Source organism: Protofrankia sp. Cr2, assembly GCF_963555885.1.
Taxonomy (GTDB): domain Bacteria; phylum Actinomycetota; class Actinomycetes; order Frankiales; family Frankiaceae; genus Protofrankia.
Map to the genome: position 1 here is coordinate 3,707 of NZ_CAUVXG010000026.1, position 25,089 is coordinate 28,795.

The following is a 25,089-nucleotide window of genomic DNA, read 5'->3' on the forward strand; positions in this document are numbered from 1 at the left end:
CGGCGGCTTCGCCGTCACTGCGGCGGCGGTACTGCGGCGAGGCAAGGATCAGCACGTAGTCGGCCGCGCGGACCTCGGTGAGCATCCACAGCGGCCAGTCCTGCCGGCGTTCGGCCGCCGGCATGTCGAGCTTCGCGTCAATCTCCCGGGATCTCAGGAAGATCCACAGATCGCGGACGACGTTCTCGTGTTCGGGCGACTCGTGTGCGTAGGAGAGAAACACCCGCGGCGGATGATCTGTCGCCGCAGCGCTACCGCCACCGTCACTGTTGCCAGTGCCATCCCCCACGCCATCCCCCTGCTGTCGGCAGACAGGGGGATCATAAGCGCACTAAGTGGTCAGTCTGCTCACCAAGGTGGCCACGTCCGGTTTCCCGATGACGACTTCCCCGAGGACGACGTCCGCGGGTATGACGTCCGCGGGCGCGACGCCATCGGGGACGACGCCGAGCGGCGGGGCTGGCGGGCCATCCACACTCGGGCCGGACGGCTCCGGCGACGCGCTGCCAGCCGCACTCGGCGTAGAGGTAGCGGTGGGCGTAGGAGTCGGTGTGCCAGTCGGCGTAGGAGTCGGTGTGCCAGTCGGCGTAGGAGTCGGTGTGCCAGTCGGCGTAGGAGTCGGTGTGCCAGTCGGTGTGCCAGTCGGCGTGGGAGTCGGTGTGCCAGTCGGACTCGGGGTCGGGGTGGGGCTCGGGGTAGCGGCCGGATCCGCTGTGGTCACCGCGCTGGCCAGCACCGCAGTGCCCGCGCCCGCATTGTCCGGGCCGGAATCGCCGGCGCCGGAATCGTCTCCGCCCGCATACTCATCAGCCCAGGCGAGCACGGTCCGGACATAGGCGTTCGACGGGTTGTACCTGTACACCGCCGCGGTCAGCCGTTCGGGCACGCTGAGGTCACCCGACCGACACAGGTAGCCCGCGGCGGCGAGCGTCGCGTCGCCGATGTTGTCCGGGGAAGCCGTACCGTCGCCGTCGGTGTCCCGCCCGGCCCACCGCCATGTCGACGGGATGAACTGCATCGGGCCGACCGCCCGGTCGAATTCGGTGTCGTGGTCGAGCATGCCCTGATCGGTGTCCGCGATCAGGGCAGTGCCGGCGGAGCCGTCGAGACGGGGCCCGAGAATCGTCGGAGTGACCGTCCCGTCCGCGCTGATCTGCCGGCCGGCGGCGTGATTCGACTCGACCCGGCCGATTCCCGCCAGCACCGACCACGGGAGGTGACATCCCGGCCGCTCGAGGTTGATCCGGAGCGCCGCCGTCCGATAGGCGGTCAGCATCCGACTGGGGATCGCCGCGCTACTTCCACCCACCCCGGTGGTCGCGGCCCCGCTCGGACCGGTCGGGCTGGCACCCGGCGCGGGCGTGGTCGGTGCGGACACCGTCTGTGCGGACACTGTCTGTGCGGACACGTCGGCGACCGACGCGGTCGGTCGGGTCGAGTCAGGCAGCACGGTCACCGAGGCGGCGAGCCGGTCGGCGTCCGCGCTCCCCACCGCCTCGCCGAGGACCGATTCCCCGACGACGGGCAGCGGACGATCGCCAGCTGGCGCCGGCCGCCCGGCGACCGGACCGCGATCATCGTGGCGCGGCCCCTGCGGCGATGTCTGGGGCGCCGCCGTGATGGAGGCGACAAGGAGGACGGCGGCCACCATGCCGGGGATCTTCGGATCAACCAGCCGTGGGGCCGGACGCCGACGCACAGAAGCTTGCCGCGACACAGGTACCTTCTCCCGAAACGATCACATCATGATCGGACGGGACCTATGCTAATAATTCATAACCTTCAGGATGATCATCGCCAACGTGTGCCAGAACCTGACATACCGCTACCCAGGCCGCCGGTCACGCTTCGCGCGCGGCACCATCAGTCTCGACGCCTTCGCCCTGGCGGCGCAGACCGTAGGTGACGGCGTCCGCCAGCGCCTCCCAGGACGCGGCGATGATGTTCTCGTCCACGCCGATCGTGTCCCACCGGTCGCGGCCGTCGCTGGTCTCCACCAGTACCCGGGTCACCGCGCCCGTGCCGGACCTGCCGTCGAGGATGCGCACCTTGTAGTCGACGAGGTCGAGGTCTGCCAGGCCCGGATAGCCCTTCTCCAACGCTTCCCGCAGCGCCCGGTCCAGGGCGTTGACCGGGCCGTTGCCCTCGGCCGTGGACACGTGCCGCACGCCGCGGGAGATCACTTTGACGGTCGCCTCGCTCACGACCTCCCCGTCGGGCCGCCGCTCGACGATCACGCGCCACGACTCGAGGGTGAAATAACGCCGCTCGCCTTCGATCTCGTCGCGCAGCAGCAGTTCGAAGGACGCCTCCGCCGCCTCGTAGGCGTAACCGGCGGCTTCCCGCTCCTTGACCAGATCGACGACCCGCCCGAGGGCCTCGCGCTGGCCGGATAGATCCAGCCCCAGTTCCCGGCCCTTGAGTTCGATCGTGGCGCGGCCCGCGAGCTCCGAGACCAGCATCCGCATGTCGTTGCCGACCACGGCCGGATCAATGTGCTGGTACATGTCCGGGTCGACCTTGACCGCGCTCGCGTGCAGCCCGGCCTTGTGCGCGAACGCGCTCGCACCGACATAGGCGCGGTGGCTGTAAGGGGCCAGGTTGGTGATCTCGTCGATGGCGTGCGAGACCCGCACCAGCTCGCGCAGTTTCCCGGTGGGCAGCACCGGACGCCCGAGCTTGGTCTCCAACCCGGCGACCACGCTGAACAGGTCGGCGTTGCCGCACCGCTCGCCGTAGCCGTTGGCCGTCCCCTGGACGTGAGTGACCCCGGCCTCGACCGCGATGAGGGTGTTCGCCACGGCGCAGGCGGTGTCGTTGTGGCAGTGGATACCCAGGCGCGCACCGGTTGCGTCGCGCACGGCGGCGACAACCTCGCCGATCCGGGTCGGCAGCATGCCGCCGTTGGTGTCGCAGAGGACGACGACCTCGGCACCGGCATCGGCGGCAACCCGGACCATCTCCAGGGCGTAGTCAGCATCGGCCTGGTGGCCGTCGAAGAAATGCTCGGCGTCGACGAACACCCGCTTACCTTCGGTACGCAGATGTGTCACCGTGTCCCGGATCATCGCCAGGTTCTCGGCGAGCGTGGTGCGCAGTGCCCGCTCGACGTGGCGGCGGTCGGCTTTCGCGACCAGGCAGACGACGTCGGTTCCGGCCTCCCGCAAGGCTGCGACCTGGGGGTCGTCGGCGGCTGTGCGCCCGGCACGGCGGGTGGCGCCGAACGCGGTGAGGGTGGCGTGGTCCAGGCGGAGCTCGGTAGCGGCGCGGCGGAAGAACTCGGCATCCTTGGGATTCGACCCGGGCCAGCCGCCCTCGATGAAGCCCACGCCTATGTCGTCGAGGTGGCGGGCTATCGCGAGCTTGTCGCCGACCGACAGCGACAGGCCCTCCTGCTGGGTCCCATCACGCAGCGTCGTGTCATAGACGTGGAAGGAGCCTGGGTCATCTGGAAGCACAACGCGCCTCTCACCTGCGGATCTGGCGGGCCACTGCCCTGGCCACTCTGGGTGTCACGCGTCCGGCGGCATGGGTGAGCAGCCGGTACGCGCGACAAGGGCAGGTTCACCGCCGACCGCCCACTTTACGGCGTCGCCAGCTCCACGGTCAGATTTTTACCCTGCCGAAACCCATCCGAGAGCCTGCCGAAACCCTGCCGATCCTCGCGGCTGACATCGGCTGACATCGGCTGACATCGGCTGACATCGGTCGGCATCAGTCGCCGGCGAAGCGGCGCAGGCGCTCAACCTGGAGGATAGTGATCGTCTGCCCTTCGGCCAGAATCCAGTTCCGCTTCTCGAACTCCCGCAGGGCCTGGTTGACCGACTGGCGCGAGCCACCGAGCAGGGATGCGATCTCGGTCTGGGTCAGGCCCAGCTCGATCAGCGGACGCCCGGACTCCCGCATCCGCAACAGCAGCAGCTTGGCGACCCGACGGGGCAGATCAAGGAAGACCAGATCTGCGTTTGCCCCGGTCAGGCGGCGGACGTGGGCGACCAGCGCGCGGATGAGCTGCTCGGCGACGGCCGGCCGCTCCCGCACCAGTTCCCACACGGCCGCGCGGTCCAGGACCAGCGCCTCGCTGGGCTCCAGCGCCTCGACGCTGGCAGACCGCGGACCGGCCTCGACGATGTTGAGCTCACCGAGGGTGTCACCTGGGCCTGCGATGTTGAGAACGTGGTCACGACCGTCATCGGCTGTTGTCAGAACCTTCAGCCGCCCGACGGCCACCACAAGCAACGTGTCAGATGGATCACCTTCAGTAAAGACAACTTGGCCGCGGCGATACCGGCGCACGACAGAGCGTGCGGCCAGGCGCGCCAGAGCCGGCTCGTCCAGTTCCTTCAGCAACGTGGTCGCTCGGAGCAACGCGACCGCTTCTTCCTCCTGCACACCGAGACCGTAGCGCCAATGTCGGGAATCGTGTGCGTCCGGCGCCCCACTTTGGCAGTGATGTGCGCCGGTGGAGCGAAAAAACTGCCGATAGCACCAGTTGATCAAACGGACGAACGCTGGTAGCTAAACAGTCGAACGCTGGATGCTCCAGCAACGCACAACATCCCGCATGGACAGCACTCCGGCCACCTCACCGCGATCACAGACGATCAGGTGCCGGAATCCGCCGCGAAGCATTGCCGCGGCAGCCTCATCCAGAGACCAGTCTGGATCAGCGAACACGACGTCACGGGTAATGTGATCGCCAGCCAGCTCGGCATCGGGGTTCTGGCCCGCCGCCACGGACGTCAGGACATCACGTTCGGTGAGAATCCCATATCCCTGGCCATCGACGTCGTGCACAATGGCCGCGCCGACCTTCCGGGTAGCCATCAGCCGCGCCGCCTGACGCAAGGTATGCTGAGGCCCGATCATCAGGACGAGAGCGCTCATTCCGTCGCAAACCCGCATCACGGTCTCCCTGGAGCTTGTAAACGTGTGAAACGAGAACGTGACAGGAGACGTTAGGCGCAGCGGGGGCCGTTGACCAGGCCATCGGGTGTTCAGCGTGGCGCGTACCGGGTAGTGAGTGACGGGTGAGTGGGTGGCAGGTGGTGGCTGCCCGACCTCAGGCGTCGTGGACGCGTTCGTTCCAGATCTTGTAGCGGTCGAGTTCCCCGCGGGTCGCCTGGTGGAACAGGTCCATCAGCTCGCGGGTGATCGGCCCTGGCCGGCCCGATCCGACCGGCCGGTCATCGATCTCCACGATCGGCACCATCTCGGCCGCGGTCCCGGTGAAGAATGCCTCGTCCGCCAGATACAGGTCGGTGCGCACGATGTGCTGTTCGCGGACCTCATAGCCCTGGTCGGCGGCAATCTGCATGATCGACGCCCGGGTGATGCCGCCGAGCGGACCGTCACTGAGCGGCGGCGTGATCACCATTCCGCCCGCGACGATGAAGACGTTCTCGCCCGAGCCATCGGCGATATGTCCGTTGGGGCTGGTCAGAATGGCCTCGTCATAACCGGCCTTGAGCGCGGCGACCTTGGCCAGCGACGAGTTGAGGTACTGCCCGGACGCCTTGGCCGCCGGTGGGATGATGTTGTTGTCATTGCGGCGCCAGGCCGAGACGGTGGCCCGGACGCCCGTCTCGCCGGCGTCATCACCCAGATAGGCGCCCCACGGCCAAACCGCGATCATCACCTCGATCGAGGACGGCAACGGGTTCAGGCCCATCTCGCCATACCCGAGATAGACCAGCGGCCGGATGTAGCAGGCGTCGACCTCGTTGACCGCGACCGTTTCCTTGATCGCGGCAATCAGTTCCGCCTGAGTGTACGGCGGCTCCATCATGTAGATCTTGGCGCTGCGATACAGCCGCGCAACATGATCGGTCAACCGGAACACGGCGCTGCCATGCGCGGTGGAGTAGGCGCGGATGCCCTCGAAAACACCCCAACCGTAGTGCAGGGTCGGGTTGAGAACGTGGATGCGGGCATCGTCCCAGTCGACGAACTGACCGCTCATCCAGATCTTTGACGTCGGTGTAATGGCCATGTGTGACTCCAGGCGTGGGGGCTCTTAACGCACGGACGAGTGACGATCGTGCCGATCTTCGCCGTGGTCAGGCCCCGTCGGCTGCCGTCGTACCGGATCTACGGCCCTTCCGAGGATAGCGTCCGGACGCTGCTCCGGGGACTTCGGCCTCCGGTCGTTGTCACCCGGCGACCCGGGCCGCCAGGTCTTCGCCGACCGCGCGGGTGGACAGGGTGCCCGTGTGACCGGCGCCCAGCCGGGAACGGTCGGCCAACGCCGCGGCGACCGCGGTCTCGACCCGGGCTGCGTCGTCGAGACGACCCAGGTGTTCCAGCAGCATCGCGACGGACAACACGGTGGCCGTCGGGTCCGCTATCCCCTGCCCTGCGATGTCGGGAGCGCTGCCGTGTACCGGCTCGAACATGCTCGGGTGCGCCCCGGACGGGTCAAGGTTGCCGCTGGCCGCCAGCCCGATACCACCGGTGATCGCGGCACCGATGTCGGTGAGGATGTCGCCGAACATGTTGTCAGTGACCACGACGTCGAAACGTCCCGGATCGGTGACGAAGAACATCGACGCGGCGTCCACATGCTGGTAGTCGACCTGGACGTCGGCGAACTCGGCCGCGACATCGGTGACCGTACGCAGCCACAGGTCACCGGCCCTGGTCAGGACGTTGGTCTTGTGGACGAGCGTCAGCCGCCGGCGGGGGCGGGCCTGTGCCCGGCGAAACGCGTCGCGGACAGCGCGTTCGACACCGTACCGGGTGTTGATGCTCTCCTCGGTGGCCACCTCGAAGGGTGTGCCACGACGCAGGGTGCCGCCGGCACCCACATACGGACCTTCGGTTCCCTCCCGCACCACCACCATGTCGATATCCGGTTCGCCCGCCAGCGGCGTGGTGACACCCGGGTAGAGCCGCACCGGACGCAGGTTCACGTAGTGGTCGAGCTCGAAACGCAACCGCAGGAGCAACCCGCGTTCCAGCACACCGCTGGGCACAGTGGGGTCACCGACGGCCCCGAGCAGGATGGCGTCGTGCTCACGCAGTTCGTCGAGCACCGAATCGGGCAGGGTTTCGCCGGTGGCATGCCAGCGGCGCGCACCCAGGTCATAGTCGGTCGTCTCCACCTTGGGCTCGACGACGCGCAGTACGCGCAGCCCCTCCGCGACAACCTCTGGTCCGATGCCGTCCCCGCCGATAACCGCAAGCCTCATGGGCGCGACTGTAAACCGACACCGTGAACCGGCATCGTGACCCCCCGCCGGCCACCGGTCGGGGCCCGATCCGGCCCCGCGACACCGCGTCCCTGTTGCCAGTCGCTCATACCCACCGGTGTCGCCCGCCTACCGAGCAGTGTGCCCCTGAGCAGGGAAGACGCATTGCGACACGCAGGACGACACGTCGGACACAACCATAATCATCAAGTACAGTCCATCGATCACATGTCACAGTCAGTCAGGCAGCCGTACGTGGCGTGAGCGACGATGACAGGAACCTCACACCGACGGACCGATACAGCATGCGACGACACAAAGGGGTGAACGGCGCATGATCCTCGAAGAGATCCCGTCTACGAGTATCCCCGATGCCGATAGGACGACCGGCAGCACCGGCGGATGGTCTGACGCGCTGCGCCGGGCACTGGCCGATCCCGGTCAGCCGCGGGTCGTCTTCCAGCCGATCGTCGACCTCCGTCGCGGTGTCATCGCCGGTTACGAGGCGCTCGCGCGGTTCGGAGCCAACGCGGCGCCATCACCCGACCTGTGGTTCGCCGCCGCCGATCGGGCCGGGGTCGCCGCGCGGTTCGAGGCCAGAGTTCTCCGGGAGGCGCTCGCGGCGCGTGACCGGCTCCCGCCCAGCTGCTTTCTCGCCGTCAATGTCATGCCGCATCTGCTGACCACCCCGGAAGTCGCCGAGGTCTGGCTCGACGCCGACCTCAGCGGACTGGTCATGGAGCTCAACGAGGCGGTCAGCACCGAGCAGGCGCCCGAAATCATCGCCACCACCCAGGCGTTGCGCGCCCGTGGCGGCGTCATCGCCATGGACGATGTCGGGTCCGGCTACGCCGGTCTACGCCAGCTCGCGCGGATCCGTCCCGAGCTGGTCAAACTCGATCGCGATCTCGTCGCCCACGCAAACGTCGACCAGGTCAGGCGGACGCTGACCGAGCTCGTCAACGTCTTCGCCAGCCGGCTCGGCGCCTTGGTGATCGCCGAGGGGGTCGAACGTGACGAGGAGCTGGCGACGCTGGTGGAGCTCGGCATCCCGTTCGGGCAGGGATGGCATCTCGGCCGGCCAGCCGCGACCTGGCAGCGCCTCGACCCGGCGATATCCCGGCGCATCCGGCTACTTGCCCAACGGACAGCGCGCGGCGACGGCGTGGGCAGCCTGCTCGAACAAATACCGATCCCCCACGTCCCCCACGGGCCTGACCACCGCCGCAACGTCGCTGCGGAGACGAGCCACCGGGTTCCACCGGCATCCCGCCGGCTCGACGTGGCCTCCCGGCCCCGAACCGGCGGTGCCGGTGCCGGCAGCTGCAACGACAGGGGCACCGGTACCGGCGTCACCCCGGCTATCGCGGCCAACATGTGCGCCCGGCCCGACGAACACGTCGCCGAGGTGGCCCGCCGCGCGATGAACCGCACGCCGGAGCACCGCTTCGACCCGGTCGTCGTCGTCACCGAGATGGGGCGCCCCATCGGCCTGGTCCGGGTCGAGCGCCTGGTCCTGCGCCTCGCCGAGCTGGCCAGGCCGTATCCGGACCCGCGGACGGCGGTGGGCTGGATTCCGCGCCAACCGACCCCCCGCCGCCCGATGGACCCGCTCGACATCGCTCCCGACGTCTCCTGCGACGTCGCGGCGTCCCGCTCGACGTCGCCGCCAGGATGCGCAGACGTCCCGTTCAGGGTGCGGTGACGATGCGCCGGTCCCGCGCAGCCCGGTTGACCGCGCTCACCACCGCGCGCAGCGACGCTGTGACGATGTTGGGATCGATCCCGACGCCCCAGTACACCCGGTCCCCCACAGCCGCATCCCCGGCAGCCACGTCCCCGACAGCCACCTCCAGATAGGCGGCAGCGCGGGCGTCCGCACCCGACCCCAGGGCGTGCTCGTGGTAATCCAGCACCCGAACCCTGACGTCTCGTTCGGCGAGAGCGGTCACGAAGGCGTCGATCGGACCGTTGCCGGTGCCGCTGATGACCTCTTCGCCACCGTGGATGCGCACCGAGACGTTCACCTCGTCGCGTTCCCCGTGCGCCGCGGTGGTGCGGGAACCGAGCAGCTCCAACGGGGCATCCCCGGTATCCCCGGCCTCACCGGAGTCCGCGGCGAGGAAGTACTCGCGCGAGAAAATCTCCCACAGCTGACTGCCGGTGACCTCACCACCAGCACCGTCGGTGTGGCGCTGGACGACCTGGGAGAACTCGATCTGCAGCCGGCGCGGCAGGTCCAACGAGTGCTCGGACTTCAGCAGATAGGCGACCCCACCCTTACCCGACTGGCTGTTCACCCGGATGACAGCCTCGTATGACCGACCCACGTCCATTGGGTCGATGGGCAGGTAGGGCACCTCCCAGCGCCGCTGGGAGGTCCGTTCCATCGCCTCGAAGCCCTTCTTGATGGCGTCCTGATGTGAACCGGAGAATGCGGTATAGACGAGGTCACCACCATAGGGGTGGCGGGGATGCACCGGAATCTGGTTGCAGTACTCGACACTGCGACGGATCTCATCGATGTCATGGAAGTCGATTTCGGGGTCGATTCCCTGGGAGAACAGGTTCAGCCCGAGCGTCACCAGGCAGACGTTGCCGGTACGTTCGCCGTTGCCGAACAGACACCCTTCGATCCGGTCGGCGCCGGCCATGACCCCGAGCTCCGCGGCGGCCACGGCGCAGCCACGATCGTTGTGCGGATGCAGGGACAGCACGACGTGCTCCCGGCGGGTCAGGTTGCGCGACATCCACTCGATCTGGTCGGCGTAGACGTTCGGCGTGGACATCTCGACCGTCGCGGGCAGGTTCAGCACCACCGGCCGGTCCGGCGTCGGCTGCCAGACGTCCATGACCGCCTCGCACACTTCGAGGGCGTACTCCAGCTCGGTTCCGGTGAACGACTCCGGGCTGTACTGCCAGCGGACGTCGCTTGCGCTCAGGAGCTTGTCCGCATAGCGGGCACACCACTGCGCGCCCTGAACGGCGATGTCGGTGACGCCTTCGCGATCGAGCCCGAACACGACGCGGCGTTGCAGCGTCGAGGTCGAGTTGTACAGATGCACCAAGACCCGGGGTGCCCCGATCAGCGACGTGATCGTCCGCTCGATCAGTTCCTCACGGGCCTGGGTCAGTACCTGGATGGTGACGTCAGGGGGGATGTGGCCGCCCTCGACCAGCTGACGGATGAAGTCGAAGTCCGTCTGGCTCGCGGCGGGGAAGCCGACCTCGATCTCCTTGTAGCCCATCTGGACCAGCAGCGTGAACATCTGCATCTTGCGCGCGGGCGTCATCGGGTCGATCAGCGCCTGGTTGCCGTCACGCAGGTCCACACTGCACCACCGGGGTGCGTGGGTGATCGTACGGGCGGGCCATGTGCGGTCCGCCAGATCCACTGCAGGGAACGGCCGGTACTTGTCGATGGGCATGCCCGAAGGCTGCTGAGAGGTAGTCACTGCGCTGCTGCTCCTGCTTCCGGAAGAAAAGCCTGCGGTGGCCGGCGCACACCGAACTCCGCGGCGAGGAAGCCGACCTGTCTCAGGCCCCGCCGCGGCAGCTAAGAAGCAGAAGCGCATACATGGCGCGCTGAGCCTACTCCCTCGACGCCGGTATCCGCAGCGACTTCACGTTGAGAGCTCCCGACACGAGGAGAGTGGATCATGAGACACGCACCGCAGGCAGACACCCCTCAGGCAGACACGCCCACGGCTCGTACCGGCCCGACCCGCGGCTGTAGATCGTCCGGCCGGATCGTACAGACAAGGCCGTGCGCGCCGGCCAGCCATTCCGCCTCCTCCGGATAGATCGACGCGATCTTCATGTCCGTGGCCATCCCGGTGCTGCCCAGAAGGTTCCGCGCGGCGTCCGGGCAGTTCGTCAGAGTCGCGGTCGCCAGGCCATCCGAACCCGGCCAAGCGGGCCAGACGGGGAATGGGCCGGCGAGGTTGATGACCCGGGTGACCTGGTCGACATGCGACTGGTCGCATGACACCCGCATCGGCACGACCGCGCGAACCGGATCGGGCGTCCAGAACAGGCAATCGCCCTCCCGCAAGGCGCCCAGCAGGGCCGCGTCAACCCCGAACCGCTGGCCACCTCCGGGCACCGGGCCGGCCGGGCTCGTCGCCGGGCTCGCGTCGGGCCCGGCGACCGTGGCGCCGTCATGTGCCCGAGCCGGAATACCCGCCGACGGCGCCGGCGCCGAGACCGCCGCCGTGCGTGGGCCACCGTGGCGGAGCAGGAACAGCCCGAGACCGGCCACCCCGGCCACCAGCGTCACAAGTGCCACAAACCTGGTGGCCCGGCGGCCGCGCGGCGAATACGGCGCCCACATCCAGCGGTGGAAGGCCCCGGGGACGCCACGATGGGCGGGTTGCACCCGGCAATGCCGCGGCCAGACCTCACCATGTGTAACCGCACGCTCGTCGGCAGACGGCTCGACGAAACGCGCCCCGCGCACAAAACCGTCGTCGAGGCGCAACCCCTCGAACGGATCCTGATAACCGTCCCGAGCCATGGCATTCACGGTAAACCCGTAACGCCGGTTTCCACAGCATGGCCGCTGAACCCGGGAACAGGTCACCACCCCGGATTCCGACACGCGATCGGACGGGCGACCGCCATCACAACCGAGGTTTTGCCCAGAGTGACGCCTGAAGGTACGACCGGAAGCCTTACCTTCGGCCCGGGGCCGAACAATAACCGGCCGTCTACTACTCGTCTACTACTCGTCTACTCGTCTACTCGTCGCCGAGACTGACCGCGCGCGCCACGGACGCTCCAATGATCTTCGCGATCTCGGTCAGGATGTCCTGCGGGACCGCGTCGTCGAGCGCGAGCGACATGAGAGCCTCCCCGCCGGCCTTGCGCCGACTGACCTGCGCGCTCGCGATGTTGATCTGCGCTTCGCCCAGCAGCGCGCCAACCGCTCCGACCACGCCCGGCCGGTCGGAGTAGCGGAAGAACGCCAGATGCGCCTGGGGGCGGAGGTCCACCTCGAACTCGTCGATCGCGGTGACCTTCTCGACCTGGCGGGGGCCGGTGAGCGTGCCGCTGACCGACACGGGCGCACCGTCCGCCAGCACCCCGCGCACGGTCACCAGATTGCGATAGTCAGGGCTGTCCTCGGACGTCTCGAGCTGGACGTCAACCCCCCGCTCCTTGGCCAGGAGCGGCGCGTTGACGTAGGTGACCGGCTCCTCGATGACGTCGGTGAACACCCCCTTGAGGGCGGCGAGCGCCAGGACCGACACGTCGTGGGCGGCGATCTCACCGCGGACCTCGACGGTGATCGCGGCGGCAAGCCCCCCGGCGATGCCGGTGAACAGCTGCCCGAGCTTCTCCGCGAGCGGCAGTCCGGGGCGCACATCCTCAGCCACCACCCCGCCTGCCTGCACGTTCACCGCGTCCGGCACGAACTCACCCTGAAGGGCCAGGCGCACCGACCGGGCGACCGCAAGGCCCGCCTTGTCCTGAGCCTCCTGGGTAGAGGCCCCCAGGTGCGGAGTGACCACGACGTTGTCGAGCTCGAACAGGGGCGAGGATGTCGTCGGCTCAGTGGCGAACACGTCGATACCGGCGCCACCGACCCGACCGTCGCGGATGGCGTCGGCCAGGGCCGACTCGTCGATGAGCCCGCCGCGGGCGTCGTTGACGATGATCACACCCGGCTTGACACGCTCAAGCTCGTTCTTGCCGATGAGGCCGAGCGTCTCCGGGGTCTTGGGCAGGTGGATCGTGATGGCGTCGCTGATGCGGAGCAACTCGTCGAGCTCGACCAGGCGCACGCCCATCTGAGCGGCGCGGGCCACCGAGACGTAGGGGTCGTAGGCGACGATCCGCATGCCGAACGCCGACAACCGCTGCGCGACCAGCACGCCGATACGGCCGAGCCCGACCACACCCGCTGTCTTGTCCGCGAGCTCGACCCCGACGTACTTCGACCGCTTCCACTCACCGGCGCGCAGCGCGGCGTTGGCCGCGGGAATCCGGCGGGCCACCGCCACCAGCAGCGCGACAGCGTGCTCGGCGGCGCTGACGATATTCGACAGCGGAGCGTTGACAACCATGACACCGCGGGTCGTCGCGGTGGCGACGTCGACGTTGTCCAGCCCGATCCCGGCGCGGGCGACGACCTTGAGCGACCGGGCCACCGCAAGCACCTCCGCGTCCACCTTGGTCGCGCTGCGCACGATCAGGGCGTCGACGGAACCCACCGCGTCCAGGAGCGCGGCCCGGTCGGCCCCGTCGACGTGACGGACCTCGAACTCGCTGGACAGCAGCTCCAGCCCGGCTGGTGACAGCTCCTCGGCAACCAGGACGACGGGCACGGTAGGGCTCCTTGAATGCTCTGGGGACTGCGGCCTCCAGTGATGCGACAGAACCACCATCGCATCGCCTTTGGCCCTCTAGAGAACGGCACGAGGGCTCGCCCGCGGGCGCGGCGTACCTGCGGGCGCGGTCAGCGTACCGACCGGTGGGGTCCCCGCGTGTGGCGGCCCACCGGTCGGTACCGGTCGGCACCGGTCGGCACCGGTCAGTCGGTGGGTGTCGCGATCCAGGACATCAACGGACGGAGCCGGGCGCCCACCTGCTCGATCGGGTGGCCCTTGCCCTCCTCGACAAGTTTGGTGAATTGCGGGCGTCCCGCGTCGTCCTCGGCAATCCACTCACGGGCGAACGTCCCGTCGCGGATTTCACCGAGAATGCGGCGCATTTCGTCCTTTACCGCCGGGGTGACCACCCGCGGGCCGCGGGTGACGTCGCCGTATTCGGCTGTGTCGGAAATCGAGTACCGCATCTGGCTGATGCCGCCCTCGTACATGAGGTCGACGATCAGCTTCAACTCGTGCAGACACTCGAAGTAGGCCACTTCGGGCTGGTATCCGGCCTCGACCAGCGTTTCGAAACCAGCCTGCACCAGCGCGCTCGCGCCCCCGCACAGGACCGCCTGCTCACCGAAGAGGTCCGTCTCGGTCTCCTCGGTGAACGTCGTGCGCAGCGCGCCGGCGCGGGTGCCGCCGATCGCCTTGGCGTATGCCAGCGCGAGCGGCAGGGCGCTGCGGGACGCGTCCGCCTCCACCGCGACCAGCACCGGAACGCCCTTACCCTCGGTGAAGGTCCGCCGGACCAGGTGCCCGGGGCCTTTCGGGGCGACCATGAACACGTCCACCCCGGCCGGCGGCTCGATCAGGCCGTACCGGATGTTGAAACCATGCCCGAAGGCGAGGGCCTTGCCCGGTGAGAGGTGCGGGGCGATGGATTCCGCATAGATCTTGCGGTGGGCCGTGTCGGGCGCGAGCAGCATGATCACATCCGCTTCGGCGGACGCCTGCGCCGGCGTGAGCACCCGCAGGCCCTGCTCGGCGGCCTTCGCCCGGCTACGGCTGTTCTCCGGCAGACCGACCCGGACGTCGACACCGCTGTCGCGCAGGTTGAGCGCATGCGCATGGCCCTGGCTGCCGTACCCGATGACGGCGACCTTCCGATTGCTGATGTTGTCGAGCGACGCGTCGGCGTCGTAATAGATCTCGGCCATCGTGGGCAACTCTTTTCTTTCTGTCCGTAGAAAAGGCGGGAAAGGCGGGAAAGGTAGCGAAGGTAAGAAAGGCAGGAAAAGCAGAGAAAGGCACGGAGAAAAGACGACGAGCTACGCGGTGCGCTCGAGAGAACGCAGACTGCGATCTGTGATCGACCGGGAGCCTCGACCGAGGGCGACCATGCCGGACTGGACCAGCTCCCTGATACCGAACGGTTCGAGCATCCGGATGAGAGCGTCAAGCTTGTCACGGGTACCGGTGGCCTCCACCGTCACCGCGTCGGGCGCGACGTCGACCACTTTCGCACGGAACAGCGTGACGGTTTCCAGGACCTGTGAACGGACCGACATGTCGGCCCGCACCTTGATCAGAACCAACTCCCGCCGCACCGACGCCGTCGGGTCCATTTCGACGATCTTAATCACGTTGACCAACTTGTTGAGCTGTTTCGTGACCTGTTCGAGCGGCAGCTCATCAACGGCCACGACGATCGTCATCCGGGAGACGTCATCGTGCTCGGTCGGTCCGACCGCGAGTGACTCGATGTTGAAGCCGCGCCGGGAGAACAGCCCCGCAACGCGGGCGAGGACGCCGGGCTTGTTCTCCACCAGCACCGACAGTGTATGCGTGGTCACCTTGACCAGACCTCTCCTCAGATCCTCAGAGCTCTTCGTAGTCGAAGTCGGGGGCGATGTCGCGAGCGACCCTGATCTCGTCATTGCTCGCACCGGCGGCGACCATCGGCCACACCATCGCATCCTGGTGGACGATCAGATCCACCACGACCGGCGCGTCGTCGATGGCCATGGCCTTCTCGATGGTGGCGTCGACCTCGTCCGGCGACTCACACCGCATGCCCACGCAACCGAGCGCCTCGGCCAGGCGCACGAAGTCCGGCACCCGGCGCGGACGTCGGGTGGAAGGGTCCGGATGCGTGCCCAGTTCGGTGTTGGAGTAACGCTTGTCGTAGAAGAGGGTCTGCCATTGGCGGACCATTCCCAGCGATCCGTTGTTGATGATCGCAACCTTGATCGGGATACCTTCCAGCGCGCAGGTCGCCAACTCCTGGTTTGTCATCTGGAAGCAGCCGTCGCCGTCGATCGCCCACACGACGGCGTCCGGCCGACCGACCTTGGCGCCCATCGCCGCGGGCACGGCGTAGCCCATGGTGCCCAGGCCACCGGAGTTCAGCCAGGTGTACGGGTGCTCGTAGGAGATGAACTGCGCCGCCCACATCTGATGCTGGCCGACCCCGGCGACATACAGCGCCTCCGGACCGGCGATCTTCCCGATCCGTTCGATGGCGTACTGGGGAGCGATCGAACCGTCCGCCGGCCGGTCATAACCCAGCGGGTAGGTCCGGCGCCAGCCGTCGAGCTGGCGCCACCAGCCGGTGATGTCCGGCCGCGTCTCCGCCTGCAACGCGGCGATGAGATCGATGATCACTTCCCGGCAGTCGCCGACGATCGGCACGTCCGCGACCCGGTTCTTCCCGATTTCGGCCGGATCGATATCTGCATGGATGACCGCGGCCTTCGGCGCGAAGGAGGCGAGCTTCCCGGTCACCCGGTCATCAAAACGGGCACCCAGGGTGATCAGGAGATCAGACTTCTGTAGCGCGGTGACCGCGGCGACCGACCCGTGCATGCCCGGCATACCGAGGTGCTGGGGATGGGAGTCGGGGAACGCGCCGCGCGCCATCAGCGTCGTCACCACCGGGATGCCGGTGAGCTCGGCGAGCGTGCGCAGCTGCCCGGCGGCCCGCGCCTTGAGCACGCCACCGCCGACGTACAGGACTGGGCGGCGGGCGGCGCTGATGAGCTTCGCCGCCTCCCGGACCTGCTTGGCATGCGGCCGGGTGACCGGTCGGTAGCCGGGTAGCTGCAGCGTGGGCGGCCAGATGTCACCTGGCAGCACCGCCGTCGCCGACTGCAGGATGTCCTTGGGCAGGTCGACCAGGACCGGCCCGGGACGTCCGGTCGCGGCGATGTGGAAGGCCTCGGCGATCGTGCGGGGGATGTCGTCCGCGGAGTGGACGAGGAAGTTGTGCTTCGTGATCGGCAGCGTGATGCCGCAGATGTCGGCTTCCTGGAAGGCGTCCGTCCCGATCGCCGCGCTCGGCACCTGGCCGGTGATCGCCACCATGGGCACCGAGTCCATGTAGGCGTCCGCGATCGGCGTGACCAGATTCGTCGCGCCCGGCCCGGACGTCGCGATGCACACGCCGACCCGTCCGGTCGCCTGGGCGTAACCCTCTGCGGCGTGCCCGGCGCCCTGCTCGTGGCGGACCAGGATGTGGCGGAGGCGTTCGGCGTCGTACAGCGGGTCGTAGGCCGGCAGGATCGCGCCGCCGGGGATGCCGAAGACCACGTCGGCCCCGACCGCCTCGAGGGAAAGCACGAGCGACTGCGCTCCGGTGATCTCTCTGCTCATCTGATCGTCTTCCTTGACGTTCCGCGGTGGTGACGGGTTGGTAGCGCCGGGCATAAAAAAACCCCCCGTGCCAGGAGGCACTGAGGGGCGGCGCGCGCAGTCTTGCTTCGCCTACGCGCGCTCTACACGTACGAGGATGCCGGGGACCATGCGCTTACCTTCCCCGACATCCGCGCGCCCGTCAAGGTCCTTGTCGCAACCGCAGCGAAACAGCGTAGCCCGGACGACCGTCTCGCTCCCCCGTCTCCCCCGGCCACCGGCCACCGGCCACCGGCCACCGGCGATCTTTCGAGGTTTGTACGCCGGAGACGGCCTTGTTGATCGCACAAACCTAGAAAGATCGCCCACCTCGCACGAGGGCCAAGGCGGCGGGCCCGGGCAGCCACGGATAGCCGCGATCACCGACAGACGATCACCGGCAGACGCGCGGCGCGGGCCATCGGCGGCAAGCTGCCCAGCGCGGGCGGGTGGGTCACCGGAGGAGTCATCGCCGACGCTCGTGCCGCCGGGATGGTGGGGGTGCACCGGGAACCCGGCGGCCCCGGGCGGACATTACAGGGCATGAGGGCGACATATGACGGATGAGTCCGTCTCTGACGGTGACCTGCTTGCGCGGGCCAGCTCCGGTGACGGGACGGCGTTCGGGCTTTTGTTCCGCAAGCACTCCAGCGCCGTCTACACCTACTGCTTCCACCGACTCGGCTCGTGGAGCGCGGCAGAGGATGCGACGTCCGTGGTCTTCCTGGAGGCGTGGCGGCGGCGGGCCGACGTGGTTGTCATGTCCGGGTCGTTGCGTCCCTGGCTGCTCGGGGTGGCGACGAACGTGGTGCGCAACCAGATGCGGGCTGCTCGCCGGTACGACGCGGCGCTGTACCGACTGCCGCTTCCCGAGGTGGAGCCTGATCCCTCCGAGGCTGTCACTGCACGCCTCGACGACGAGCGGCGGATGAGGGAAATTCTGCGCGAGCTCGCGTTACTGAACCGCAACGAGCAGGAGGTCGTCGCTCTGGTGGCGATGGCCGGTCTGAGTTATACCGAAGCCGCGGTCGCTCTGGGTATACCGGTAGGAACAGTGCGGTCGCGCCTGGCGCGCGCCCGCGCTCGGCTTCTGAAGGTCCGGGGTGATGCGACAGGCGCCTTCAAAGATCCCGCTGGTTCGGCGACGCCGGTCAAGGGTCAGCACGGTCGGGAAGTGGTGTGACATGTCCAATCTAGATTTTCCGCGGCTTCCGCCGCAGCGGACTATCCCGGCGGAGCGGTTGGCGCACCGTCAGCGGCTGCTCGAACGCCACGTGGTGGCGTCGGCCGTGCCCACCCGCAAACCGTGGTGGCGACGAAAGCTGGTGATTGTTCCGACTGCGGTGACAGTGCTTGTCGCTGCTACGGCCGCAGGTCAGGAGTTGCTTCCCGGTGGTTTGGCGACACAGGCTACGACCGTTTCATGCTATGCGACGGTAAGCTTCCATGGCGACACGGACGTTGTCGGCGCCGACGGGATTGCGGACCCGGCGGAATCCTGCCGGAACGTGTGGCAATCTACCGGAAGGAACGTGCCGTCGGAACTGGCCACCTGTGTTATCCCGGCAGGGGCCGTCGCGGTTTTTCCGTCGAAGGATGCCTGCCGCACGCTGGGGCTGAGGCCGTTTATGGGAATATCGGACAAGGCCCGCGAGTTCGCCGCTTTCCAGCATGAAACGATCACCGCTGTGACGGCGGATCACTGTCGTCCCCGAGAAGAGATCATCGAAATCATCCGGCAGAAATTGGATGCTCACAGTCTACAGTCCTGGCGGATCGACGACAGTGGATTCGGCCAACCATGGGCCGCAGGACGACCCTGCGCAGGCCTCGCCTTCGATCACAACAAGTCAATCGTGATCATAGTTCCAGACACCCGATGATGCCGATAGAAGATGGAGACGCTGGTGTCCGGGACGGCACTGGTGACGCGGACCGCGGCGTAGGTCTCATATCCATCGTCAGCACGGAAAAGACCCGCGAGAGCCTGACGGCCGCCCGTGTGCCGCGCCGCGCCGGGTGTCCATGACGGCGGCCTGGCCCGGATCCGCAACCACTACCTCGGCGCCCTGGCCCGCGGCGACACCGACAACCTCGACAAACGCAGTCCGCTCGCCAAAGATGTCCGGACCCTGGTCGCCCGGTTCCGCCGCTACGAAGACATGATCCTACGGTTCGCGACGGACCTCACGGTCCCGTTCACGAACAACGTCGCCGAAGTGCGACACGAGGTCGCACGTTACAAATGGATGTATCGGAAGGAGGGCCGGCTTATACCGGCGATATAGTCCCGGGCCAGTGCCCGATGGCCTGTTCCCGGCGGCATCAAGGAGTCAGTGCGCCACATGCGATAAATCTTGTGGCTCACTGATGGGAGACTTGGGTGCGGGGTCAGGCGTTGACCGCGGAAGACCGCGAGGAGATTTCTCGTGGGATTTCGGAGGGATTTTCCGGGTCGGCTATTGCTCGATTGCTGGGAAAGCACCGCTCGGTGGTGAACCGGGAGATTTACCGTTGTGGTGGCCACGATGATTATCGGCACGGCCAGCAAGAGACCAGTTCAGAGGCACGAAATTTCTCCTTATCTCTTTCGAAAGAAACGTCATGAGTCAGGCATCTTGACTTTCCTTCAGATCACCTCCAGATCCGAGTGGTCATCGATGGCGCCACGTCGATCCCCGATGCAGAGATCTCAGTCGAATTTCTCGACGGTTGACTCGCACACGAGACTGACCAAACGGATATCAATGTTGTACACGAATCTTTCACGATCACGCAAGAAAAATGATGCATTCCGTAATGACGTAATGACGGGATGACGGGATGACGGGATGACGGGATGACGGGGGAATTTATTCCCAGCACAACGGTTCAACGGATTCCCCATTTTGACGGGAAACAGGTCATGGCTGCACCGCTGACTGGTCGAGGATGTCCGCGAGAGCGTCGGCGGCGTTGTCCTCGCGGGCGCCCCAGACAAGCAGTGCCCGCCATGTCTCGTCCTTCGACACCGACCGGCCGGTACGGCGCCGCAGCTCGCGGATGAGGTCCTCAAGGGCGTCCTCCTCGGCGAGGGTGAGATTGATCGTGGTCTTACGTGGCCGAGACGCCAGCGGCACGCCTGACACCGTTCCGAACGGCACCCGGACAGGTTCGGCCCGCCTGCGGCGGGAAACAGGAACGGCCGGGCAGGGGGTGGCTTCGGGGACAGAAGCGGCCTGCGCCCGGCCGGACGGTCCGCCGGATCCATCGGGACCGAATCGGGACAGCGCCTTTCCCTCGGTCATCGACCGGCCGACCACGGAAGAACGCGGCAGGATATCTGTGGGTAGCGAGCGGCATGGCACCGGCCAGGCATGAGCGTACTCCGAAGGTCTGTGGGCATAAGGCGAGACCCGGGTTCTCGTCTGAACACGTGAGAACACGTGAGAACACGTGAGAGGAAAACCCGAAGACTGCCCGTCCAGATGAACGGACAGCGGAACGAACGTGCGGGAAAGAACGCAGATGATGACGTCCACGTGGACACCGCGCCGCGATCTGCGGTCGCGGCGTCGATCAGATCATCAACAGACGGCTACCCAGAATCCTCTGATCAGATTGATCGAATGCGCCGAGCACCGGTTTGTTCACGGTACAAAGCATTGCATGCGCAACGTCGCCGAGTCGGGCGTTTGCGCATTCACAGCGCCAGACAGCGATCTGTTGGCGGGCCATTGATACAGATGGCGGGCGCGGCGTGGGACGGCGGACGCCCGGTGGTCCCAGCCGGACAGCTACGTTGATCAACGATCTTTCGAGGTTTGTACGCCGGAGACGGCCTTGTTGATCGCACAAACCTAGAAAGATCGCCCTGGTCGCGGCTGACCGGGGCCCCCGCTGACCCGCTGACCGGTCAGCGTGCCCGCTGTGACCGGCCGACAGGACGGGGCGGCGGCGTCACGGAGCCGCGGCGTCAGGGGGCGGCGAGGCCCGCGAGGAAACGGGCCGCGACCGGCGCCGCCGACTGCGCTCCGAAGCCGCCGTCCTCGACGATGACCGCGAAGGCCACGGTGCCGCGATAGCCCACGAACCATCCATGTGTCGGCGGCGGAGTGCCGTCCTTGTATTCGGCCGTACCGGTCTTGCCGCGCACCTCACCGGGGAACGCCACCCCGTTCGCGGTGCCCTCGGTCACGACCGCGCGCATGAAATCCTGCAGCGGCGCGACCGCCGCCGGCGGCAACGCATTGCTCCTGGGCGTGGTGCCGGCCACGAACGGCTGGCGCCAGGTCCCACTGGCGACGGCCGCCGCGACGCTTGCCATCTGCAGCGGGCTCGCGGACACCTTGCCCTGCCCGATCGCCGCGGACGCCGATTCGACCGCATCCTTGGGCGTCGGGAACGAACCGCCGACGCTCGCGATCGGCAGCGGCTGGCTGCCGTCGAAGCCGTACAGCTTCGCGGTCTGCTCCAGCGCGGAGTCCGGCAACGACTGCTCCAAGCGGATGAACGCGGTGTTGCAGCTGCGGGCGAACGCCGTCCGCAGCGGAATCGGACCGAACTGCTCAGCCTCGGCATTCTGGAACGTACGCCCGCCAATGGCTACCGTCTGCGTACAGTCCAGCGAGGTGTTCGGGTCCTTGCCTGCGATCAACGCCGCGGTCGCGGTGACAATCTTGAAGGTGGAACCCGGCGGGTATCTGCCGATCACGGCCCGGCTGTATCCGTTGAGCGGATGGTTGACCAGGGCCAAGACGCCGCCCGTCCGGGTGTCGATGGCGACCAGCGCTCCGTTGGGCTTGGCGGCGGCCGCCATCGCCGCCTCGCCGGCGCGCTGCACGTTCAGGTCGAGCGTGGTCTGCACATCCTTGCCATCCGTCATCGGATACGTCCGCAGCGTGCTGACAGTCTCGTTCCGATCGTTGCGGACGACCACCGTGCCGCCCTGCGGCGCGAGGTCGGTGTCATAAACGCGCTGCAATCCGGACGACGGGGCGACCTGACCGATCAGGTTGCCGGCAAGTTCCGCGTCAGCACCGAGCGGCTGCCCGTTGGCGTCGAGCAGCTGGCCCCGCTTGCCCGTGGAGGAGGTGCGGTCCAGCCGTAGACCGGGCGTCAGGGCCGGGTTGACCGAGTCGGGACGCGCCTGCACCTTCCATGCCTTGCCCTGCTGCACGAGGTGCAGCAGGGCGTCGTAGGTGAACGGCTCGCCGAAGCCTGCAAGGGTGAGCGACGCAGAGTAGCCGACCGTCGCGTTCGAGTCGCGGCGCGTCAGGGCTCCGGCAACGAATCGGGCCCCGGTCACGTTCAGCTTCGTGCGGACGTCGACCATCGTCGCCACGAGCTGGTCGACCGCGATCGTCCCCGGCACGCTCACGGCCGTCACGCCGGCCTTACCCCGCTCCTGCGCTGCTGCGGCAGCGCTGGCGTCGCCGCCCGCGTCGCCCGGTGCGCCCAGGCTCTGCCAGCCGGAAAGATAAGCCTGCGCGGCACTCGTCGCCGCCCGGTCCGCGGCACGCGCATCGGCGCGGGTCTTCAGGAAGTAGCCGACGCCGGCCGCGGCCAGCAGCACAAGGACGACCAGCAGCGCAACGAGGATTCGGGTGCGGCTCGGCCCACGTCGCCGCGAGGTCGAGGCGGTGAACCCACTGGGGGTGAGAGGCACCGTGGCGTGCACTCCTCCCGAAAACGGTGATCGGGCGCGCCATGGTCCCTGGCGACCGCCAGGCCCTCGGCGCGCAACAACATGATCATGCATCCCGAGGACTCATCGGCGCCCTGCTCCAGGTCCGCCTCCGGACACGGGGCTAAGTCTACGGACGGCCACCCACCTCCAGCCCCGCGACACACCGGAGGCTGTCACAAAAATATGGCATTACCGTCGCGCACCGTTCGAGCGTTAGGTGGAAATCGCCGCCCTGATGACCATTTCCACCTAACGCCAACACCAACCGTCGCCAGGCATAGGTAGGAAATGTCGCCAGAGCGACAGAATCCACCTACTCCTTCAGGCGCTCCAAGAGGAGCGTGCGGGTGGCATTCGCATCGGCCTGACCCTTCATGGCCTTCATGACGGCGCCGACCAGCGGGCCGACCGCGTTCAGCTTGCCGCCCCGGACCTTGTCCGCGATGGCGGGCTGGGCGGCGATGGCCGCGTCCACCGCCTCGGAAAGCGCGCCGTCGTCTGACACCAACTTCAGACCGCGGCTGGCCACCACCTCGTCCGGTGCGCCCTCGCCGGCGAGAACGCCGTCGATGACCTTACGGGCGAGGGCGTCGGTGAGCTCACCCGCCGCGACCAGCTCCGTGATGCGGGCGACATCCACCGGCCCGATCGCAAGGCCCGTCGGTGGTACGCCCGCGTCGGCGGCCCGGCGCGCGAGCTCGTTCAGCCACCACTTGCGGGCCGCCTCGGCCGGCGCGCCCGCCGAGATGGTCTCCTCGACCAGGTCGAGGACACCCGCATTTCCCATGTTCACGATGTCGGTAGGCGAAAAGCCGTGGTCGACGGCAAGGCGGGCGCGCCGCTGCGCCGGCAGTTCCGGAATGGTCGCCCGGACCGCGTCGACGTACTCATGGGTCAGCGCCAGCGGTGTCAGGTCGGGCTCGGGGAAGTACCGGTAGTCGGTCGCCTCCTCCTTCGATCGGCCGGTCGACGTCGTGCCGGACGCCTCGTCGAAGTGCCTGGTCTCCTGGACGATCCGAAGACCCGCGTCCAGGCGACCCGCCTGCCGGACGATCTCGTACCGGACAGCCCGCTCCACCGACCGCAACGAGTTGAGGTTCTTGGTCTCCGAGCGGGTGCCGTAGGGTGCCACCGGCTCGCCGGGCGCCGGCCGCGGCCGCAACGAAACGTTGGCGTCGCAGCGCAGCGAACCCTGTTCCATGCGGACGTCGGAGACGGTGAGCGCCCGGCACAGCTCCCGCAGCTCGTCGACGTAGGCGCGGGCGACCTCCGGTGAACGGACGTCCGGCTCGGTGACGATCTCGACGAGCGGGATCCCGGCCCGGTTGTAGTCGACCAGGGAGTGCGTGGCCCCGTGGATACGCCCGGTGGCCCCACCGACATGCAGAGACTTGCCGGTGTCCTCCTCCATGTGCACGCGGGTGATGCCGACCCGATGGATCTTCCCGTCAACCTCCACGTCGAGCCAGCCGTTCTCACACAGCGGCTCGTCGTACTGGCTGATCTGGAAGTTCTTCGGCATGTCCGGGTAGAAGTAGTTCTTGCGCGCGAATCGGCACCAGGACGAGATCGAGCAGTTCAGTGCCAGGCCGATCATCACGGCGAACCGCACGGCGGCCTCGTTGACCACCGGCAGCGAGCCCGGCAGCCCCAGGCAGGTCGGGCACACCTGGGTGTTGGGCTCCGCGCCGAACACCGTGGAACAGCCGCAGAACATCTTCGAGGCGGTGCCGAGCTCGACGTGTGTCTCCAGCCCGATCACCGGCTCGTAGCGGGCGACGGCGTCGTCGAAGGTGGGGGTCGTGACCGCCACGCTGGCCGGGGATGTCAACGCAGGTGCTCCTGTTCAACCGGGCCTGCCCGACCGGACGAATCTGCCGGGCCTTCTGACGGGCCTGATGAATCCGATGGCGCCGATGGCGCCGATGAGCCGGCCTGGGTCGGGTTCGAGGTCTCGATATCCTCGCGCGACCGGCGGATACCGGTGTCACGCAGGTGGATCCTGGTGGCGAAGGCGGATCCGCCGACGCCGAGCACACCCCAGATGATCAAAATCGGCGAGGCCGCCGCGATGCCCACCCCGAGCACGGCCAAGCCCAGGACCCAGACCGCCACCAGCGGCGCTCGGTCCGCCCGCCTGCTACGTAGCGCAACCATCAGCCTCTCCCCTCGTTCCGCACATCTCATAACTCATCAGGCCCAGTGTCCCTCCGAGTCTCGCCGGGGCCGCCCGGGCGGGGAA

General features: G+C 67.7%; 21 protein-coding genes and 1 pseudogene. 5 read left to right on the forward strand and 17 right to left on the reverse strand.

Going from position 1 to position 25,089, the window contains the following annotated elements:
- The 7 genes from U9978_RS13540 to U9978_RS13570 form a co-directional block, all read right to left on the reverse strand.
- A partial coding sequence (locus tag U9978_RS13540; RefSeq protein WP_322761465.1) for an SEFIR domain-containing protein occupies positions 1–289 on the reverse strand: 289 nt, incomplete at its 3' end.
- A gap of 42 nt (positions 290–331) precedes the next feature.
- The gene (locus U9978_RS13545; RefSeq protein ID WP_322761466.1) at positions 332–1,651 is read right to left on the reverse strand and encodes a hypothetical protein; all 1,320 of its coding nucleotides are present in this window, start codon (positions 1,649–1,651) and stop codon (positions 332–334) included.
- A 190-nt stretch (positions 1,652–1,841) separates the two neighbouring features.
- Positions 1,842–3,458, reverse strand: a complete 1,617-nt coding sequence (gene cimA, locus U9978_RS13550; protein WP_322761467.1) for a citramalate synthase — start codon at positions 3,456–3,458, stop codon at positions 1,842–1,844.
- 256 nt (positions 3,459–3,714) lie between these two features.
- Complete coding sequence (locus tag U9978_RS13555; RefSeq protein WP_322761468.1) at positions 3,715–4,392, reverse strand: Crp/Fnr family transcriptional regulator; 678 nt, start codon at positions 4,390–4,392, stop codon at positions 3,715–3,717.
- Between the two features lie 126 nt (positions 4,393–4,518).
- A complete protein-coding gene (locus tag U9978_RS13560; RefSeq protein ID WP_322761469.1) occupies positions 4,519–4,905 on the reverse strand; it encodes a cyclic nucleotide-binding/CBS domain-containing protein in 387 nt (128 codons plus the stop codon).
- Between the two features lie 157 nt (positions 4,906–5,062).
- Positions 5,063–5,992 (reverse strand): branched-chain-amino-acid transaminase, encoded by a 930-nt coding sequence (gene ilvE, locus U9978_RS13565; RefSeq protein ID WP_322761470.1) that lies wholly within the window; start codon positions 5,990–5,992, stop codon positions 5,063–5,065.
- A 160-nt stretch (positions 5,993–6,152) separates the two neighbouring features.
- Positions 6,153–7,190 (reverse strand): 3-isopropylmalate dehydrogenase, encoded by a 1,038-nt coding sequence (locus U9978_RS13570; RefSeq protein ID WP_322761471.1) that lies wholly within the window; start codon positions 7,188–7,190, stop codon positions 6,153–6,155.
- Between the two features lie 334 nt (positions 7,191–7,524).
- On the opposite strand from U9978_RS13570, the gene U9978_RS13575 reads away from it, so the two are divergent.
- The gene (locus U9978_RS13575; RefSeq protein ID WP_322761472.1) at positions 7,525–8,895 is read left to right on the forward strand and encodes an EAL domain-containing protein; all 1,371 of its coding nucleotides are present in this window, start codon (positions 7,525–7,527) and stop codon (positions 8,893–8,895) included.
- Here the strand turns inward: U9978_RS13575 and leuA are convergent.
- From leuA to U9978_RS13605, 6 genes are all read right to left on the reverse strand, one after another.
- The gene (gene leuA, locus U9978_RS13580) at positions 8,882–10,618 is read right to left on the reverse strand and encodes a 2-isopropylmalate synthase (protein WP_322761473.1); all 1,737 of its coding nucleotides are present in this window, start codon (positions 10,616–10,618) and stop codon (positions 8,882–8,884) included. The genes U9978_RS13575 and leuA overlap by 14 nt on opposite strands.
- Positions 10,619–10,878: 260 nt before the next feature.
- Positions 10,879–11,706, reverse strand: coding sequence for a septum formation family protein (locus U9978_RS13585; protein WP_322761474.1), 828 nt, complete (start codon positions 11,704–11,706; stop codon positions 10,879–10,881).
- A 223-nt stretch (positions 11,707–11,929) separates the two neighbouring features.
- A complete protein-coding gene (serA, locus tag U9978_RS13590; RefSeq protein ID WP_322761475.1) occupies positions 11,930–13,519 on the reverse strand; it encodes a phosphoglycerate dehydrogenase in 1,590 nt (529 codons plus the stop codon).
- A 206-nt stretch (positions 13,520–13,725) separates the two neighbouring features.
- Positions 13,726–14,727, reverse strand: coding sequence for a ketol-acid reductoisomerase (gene ilvC, locus U9978_RS13595; RefSeq protein ID WP_322761476.1), 1,002 nt, complete (start codon positions 14,725–14,727; stop codon positions 13,726–13,728).
- 111 nt (positions 14,728–14,838) lie between these two features.
- A complete protein-coding gene (ilvN, locus tag U9978_RS13600) occupies positions 14,839–15,363 on the reverse strand; it encodes an acetolactate synthase small subunit (RefSeq protein WP_322761477.1) in 525 nt (174 codons plus the stop codon).
- Positions 15,364–15,388: 25 nt separating this feature from the next.
- Complete coding sequence (locus U9978_RS13605; RefSeq protein WP_322761478.1) at positions 15,389–17,215, reverse strand: acetolactate synthase large subunit; 1,827 nt, start codon at positions 17,213–17,215, stop codon at positions 15,389–15,391.
- Positions 17,216–17,735: 520 nt separating this feature from the next.
- On the opposite strand from U9978_RS13605, the gene U9978_RS13610 reads away from it, so the two are divergent.
- The 4 genes and pseudogenes from U9978_RS13610 to U9978_RS24065 all read left to right on the forward strand — a co-directional run bounded on the left by U9978_RS13610 (position 17,736) and on the right by U9978_RS24065 (position 19,787).
- A complete protein-coding gene (locus U9978_RS13610) occupies positions 17,736–18,362 on the forward strand; it encodes an RNA polymerase sigma factor (RefSeq protein ID WP_322761479.1) in 627 nt (208 codons plus the stop codon).
- A gap of 58 nt (positions 18,363–18,420) precedes the next feature.
- Positions 18,421–19,062 carry a hypothetical protein gene (locus U9978_RS13615; protein WP_322761480.1) on the forward strand — a complete coding sequence of 214 codons (642 nt, stop codon included), beginning with the start codon at positions 18,421–18,423 and terminating at the stop codon, positions 19,060–19,062.
- Positions 19,063–19,215: 153 nt separating this feature from the next.
- Positions 19,216–19,398 (forward strand): annotated as a pseudogene (locus U9978_RS13620) (IS66 family transposase); the annotation flags it as partial.
- A 164-nt stretch (positions 19,399–19,562) separates the two neighbouring features.
- A complete protein-coding gene (locus tag U9978_RS24065; protein WP_416210958.1) occupies positions 19,563–19,787 on the forward strand; it encodes a helix-turn-helix domain-containing protein in 225 nt (74 codons plus the stop codon).
- 295 nt (positions 19,788–20,082) lie between these two features.
- Here the strand turns inward: U9978_RS24065 and U9978_RS13625 are convergent, their stop codons facing one another.
- From U9978_RS13625 to U9978_RS13640, 4 genes are all read right to left on the reverse strand, one after another.
- Positions 20,083–20,466, reverse strand: coding sequence for a hypothetical protein (locus U9978_RS13625; RefSeq protein ID WP_322761481.1), 384 nt, complete (start codon positions 20,464–20,466; stop codon positions 20,083–20,085).
- A 668-nt stretch (positions 20,467–21,134) separates the two neighbouring features.
- Positions 21,135–22,826: a penicillin-binding transpeptidase domain-containing protein gene (locus U9978_RS13630; protein ID WP_322761482.1), complete on the reverse strand. Its 1,692-nt coding sequence runs from the start codon at positions 22,824–22,826 to the stop codon at positions 21,135–21,137.
- Between the two features lie 334 nt (positions 22,827–23,160).
- Complete coding sequence (gene gatB, locus U9978_RS13635) at positions 23,161–24,660, reverse strand: Asp-tRNA(Asn)/Glu-tRNA(Gln) amidotransferase subunit GatB (RefSeq protein ID WP_322761518.1); 1,500 nt, start codon at positions 24,658–24,660, stop codon at positions 23,161–23,163.
- A gap of 14 nt (positions 24,661–24,674) precedes the next feature.
- A complete protein-coding gene (locus U9978_RS13640; protein WP_322761483.1) occupies positions 24,675–25,004 on the reverse strand; it encodes a hypothetical protein in 330 nt (109 codons plus the stop codon).
- Between the last annotated feature and the right edge of the window lie 85 nt (positions 25,005–25,089).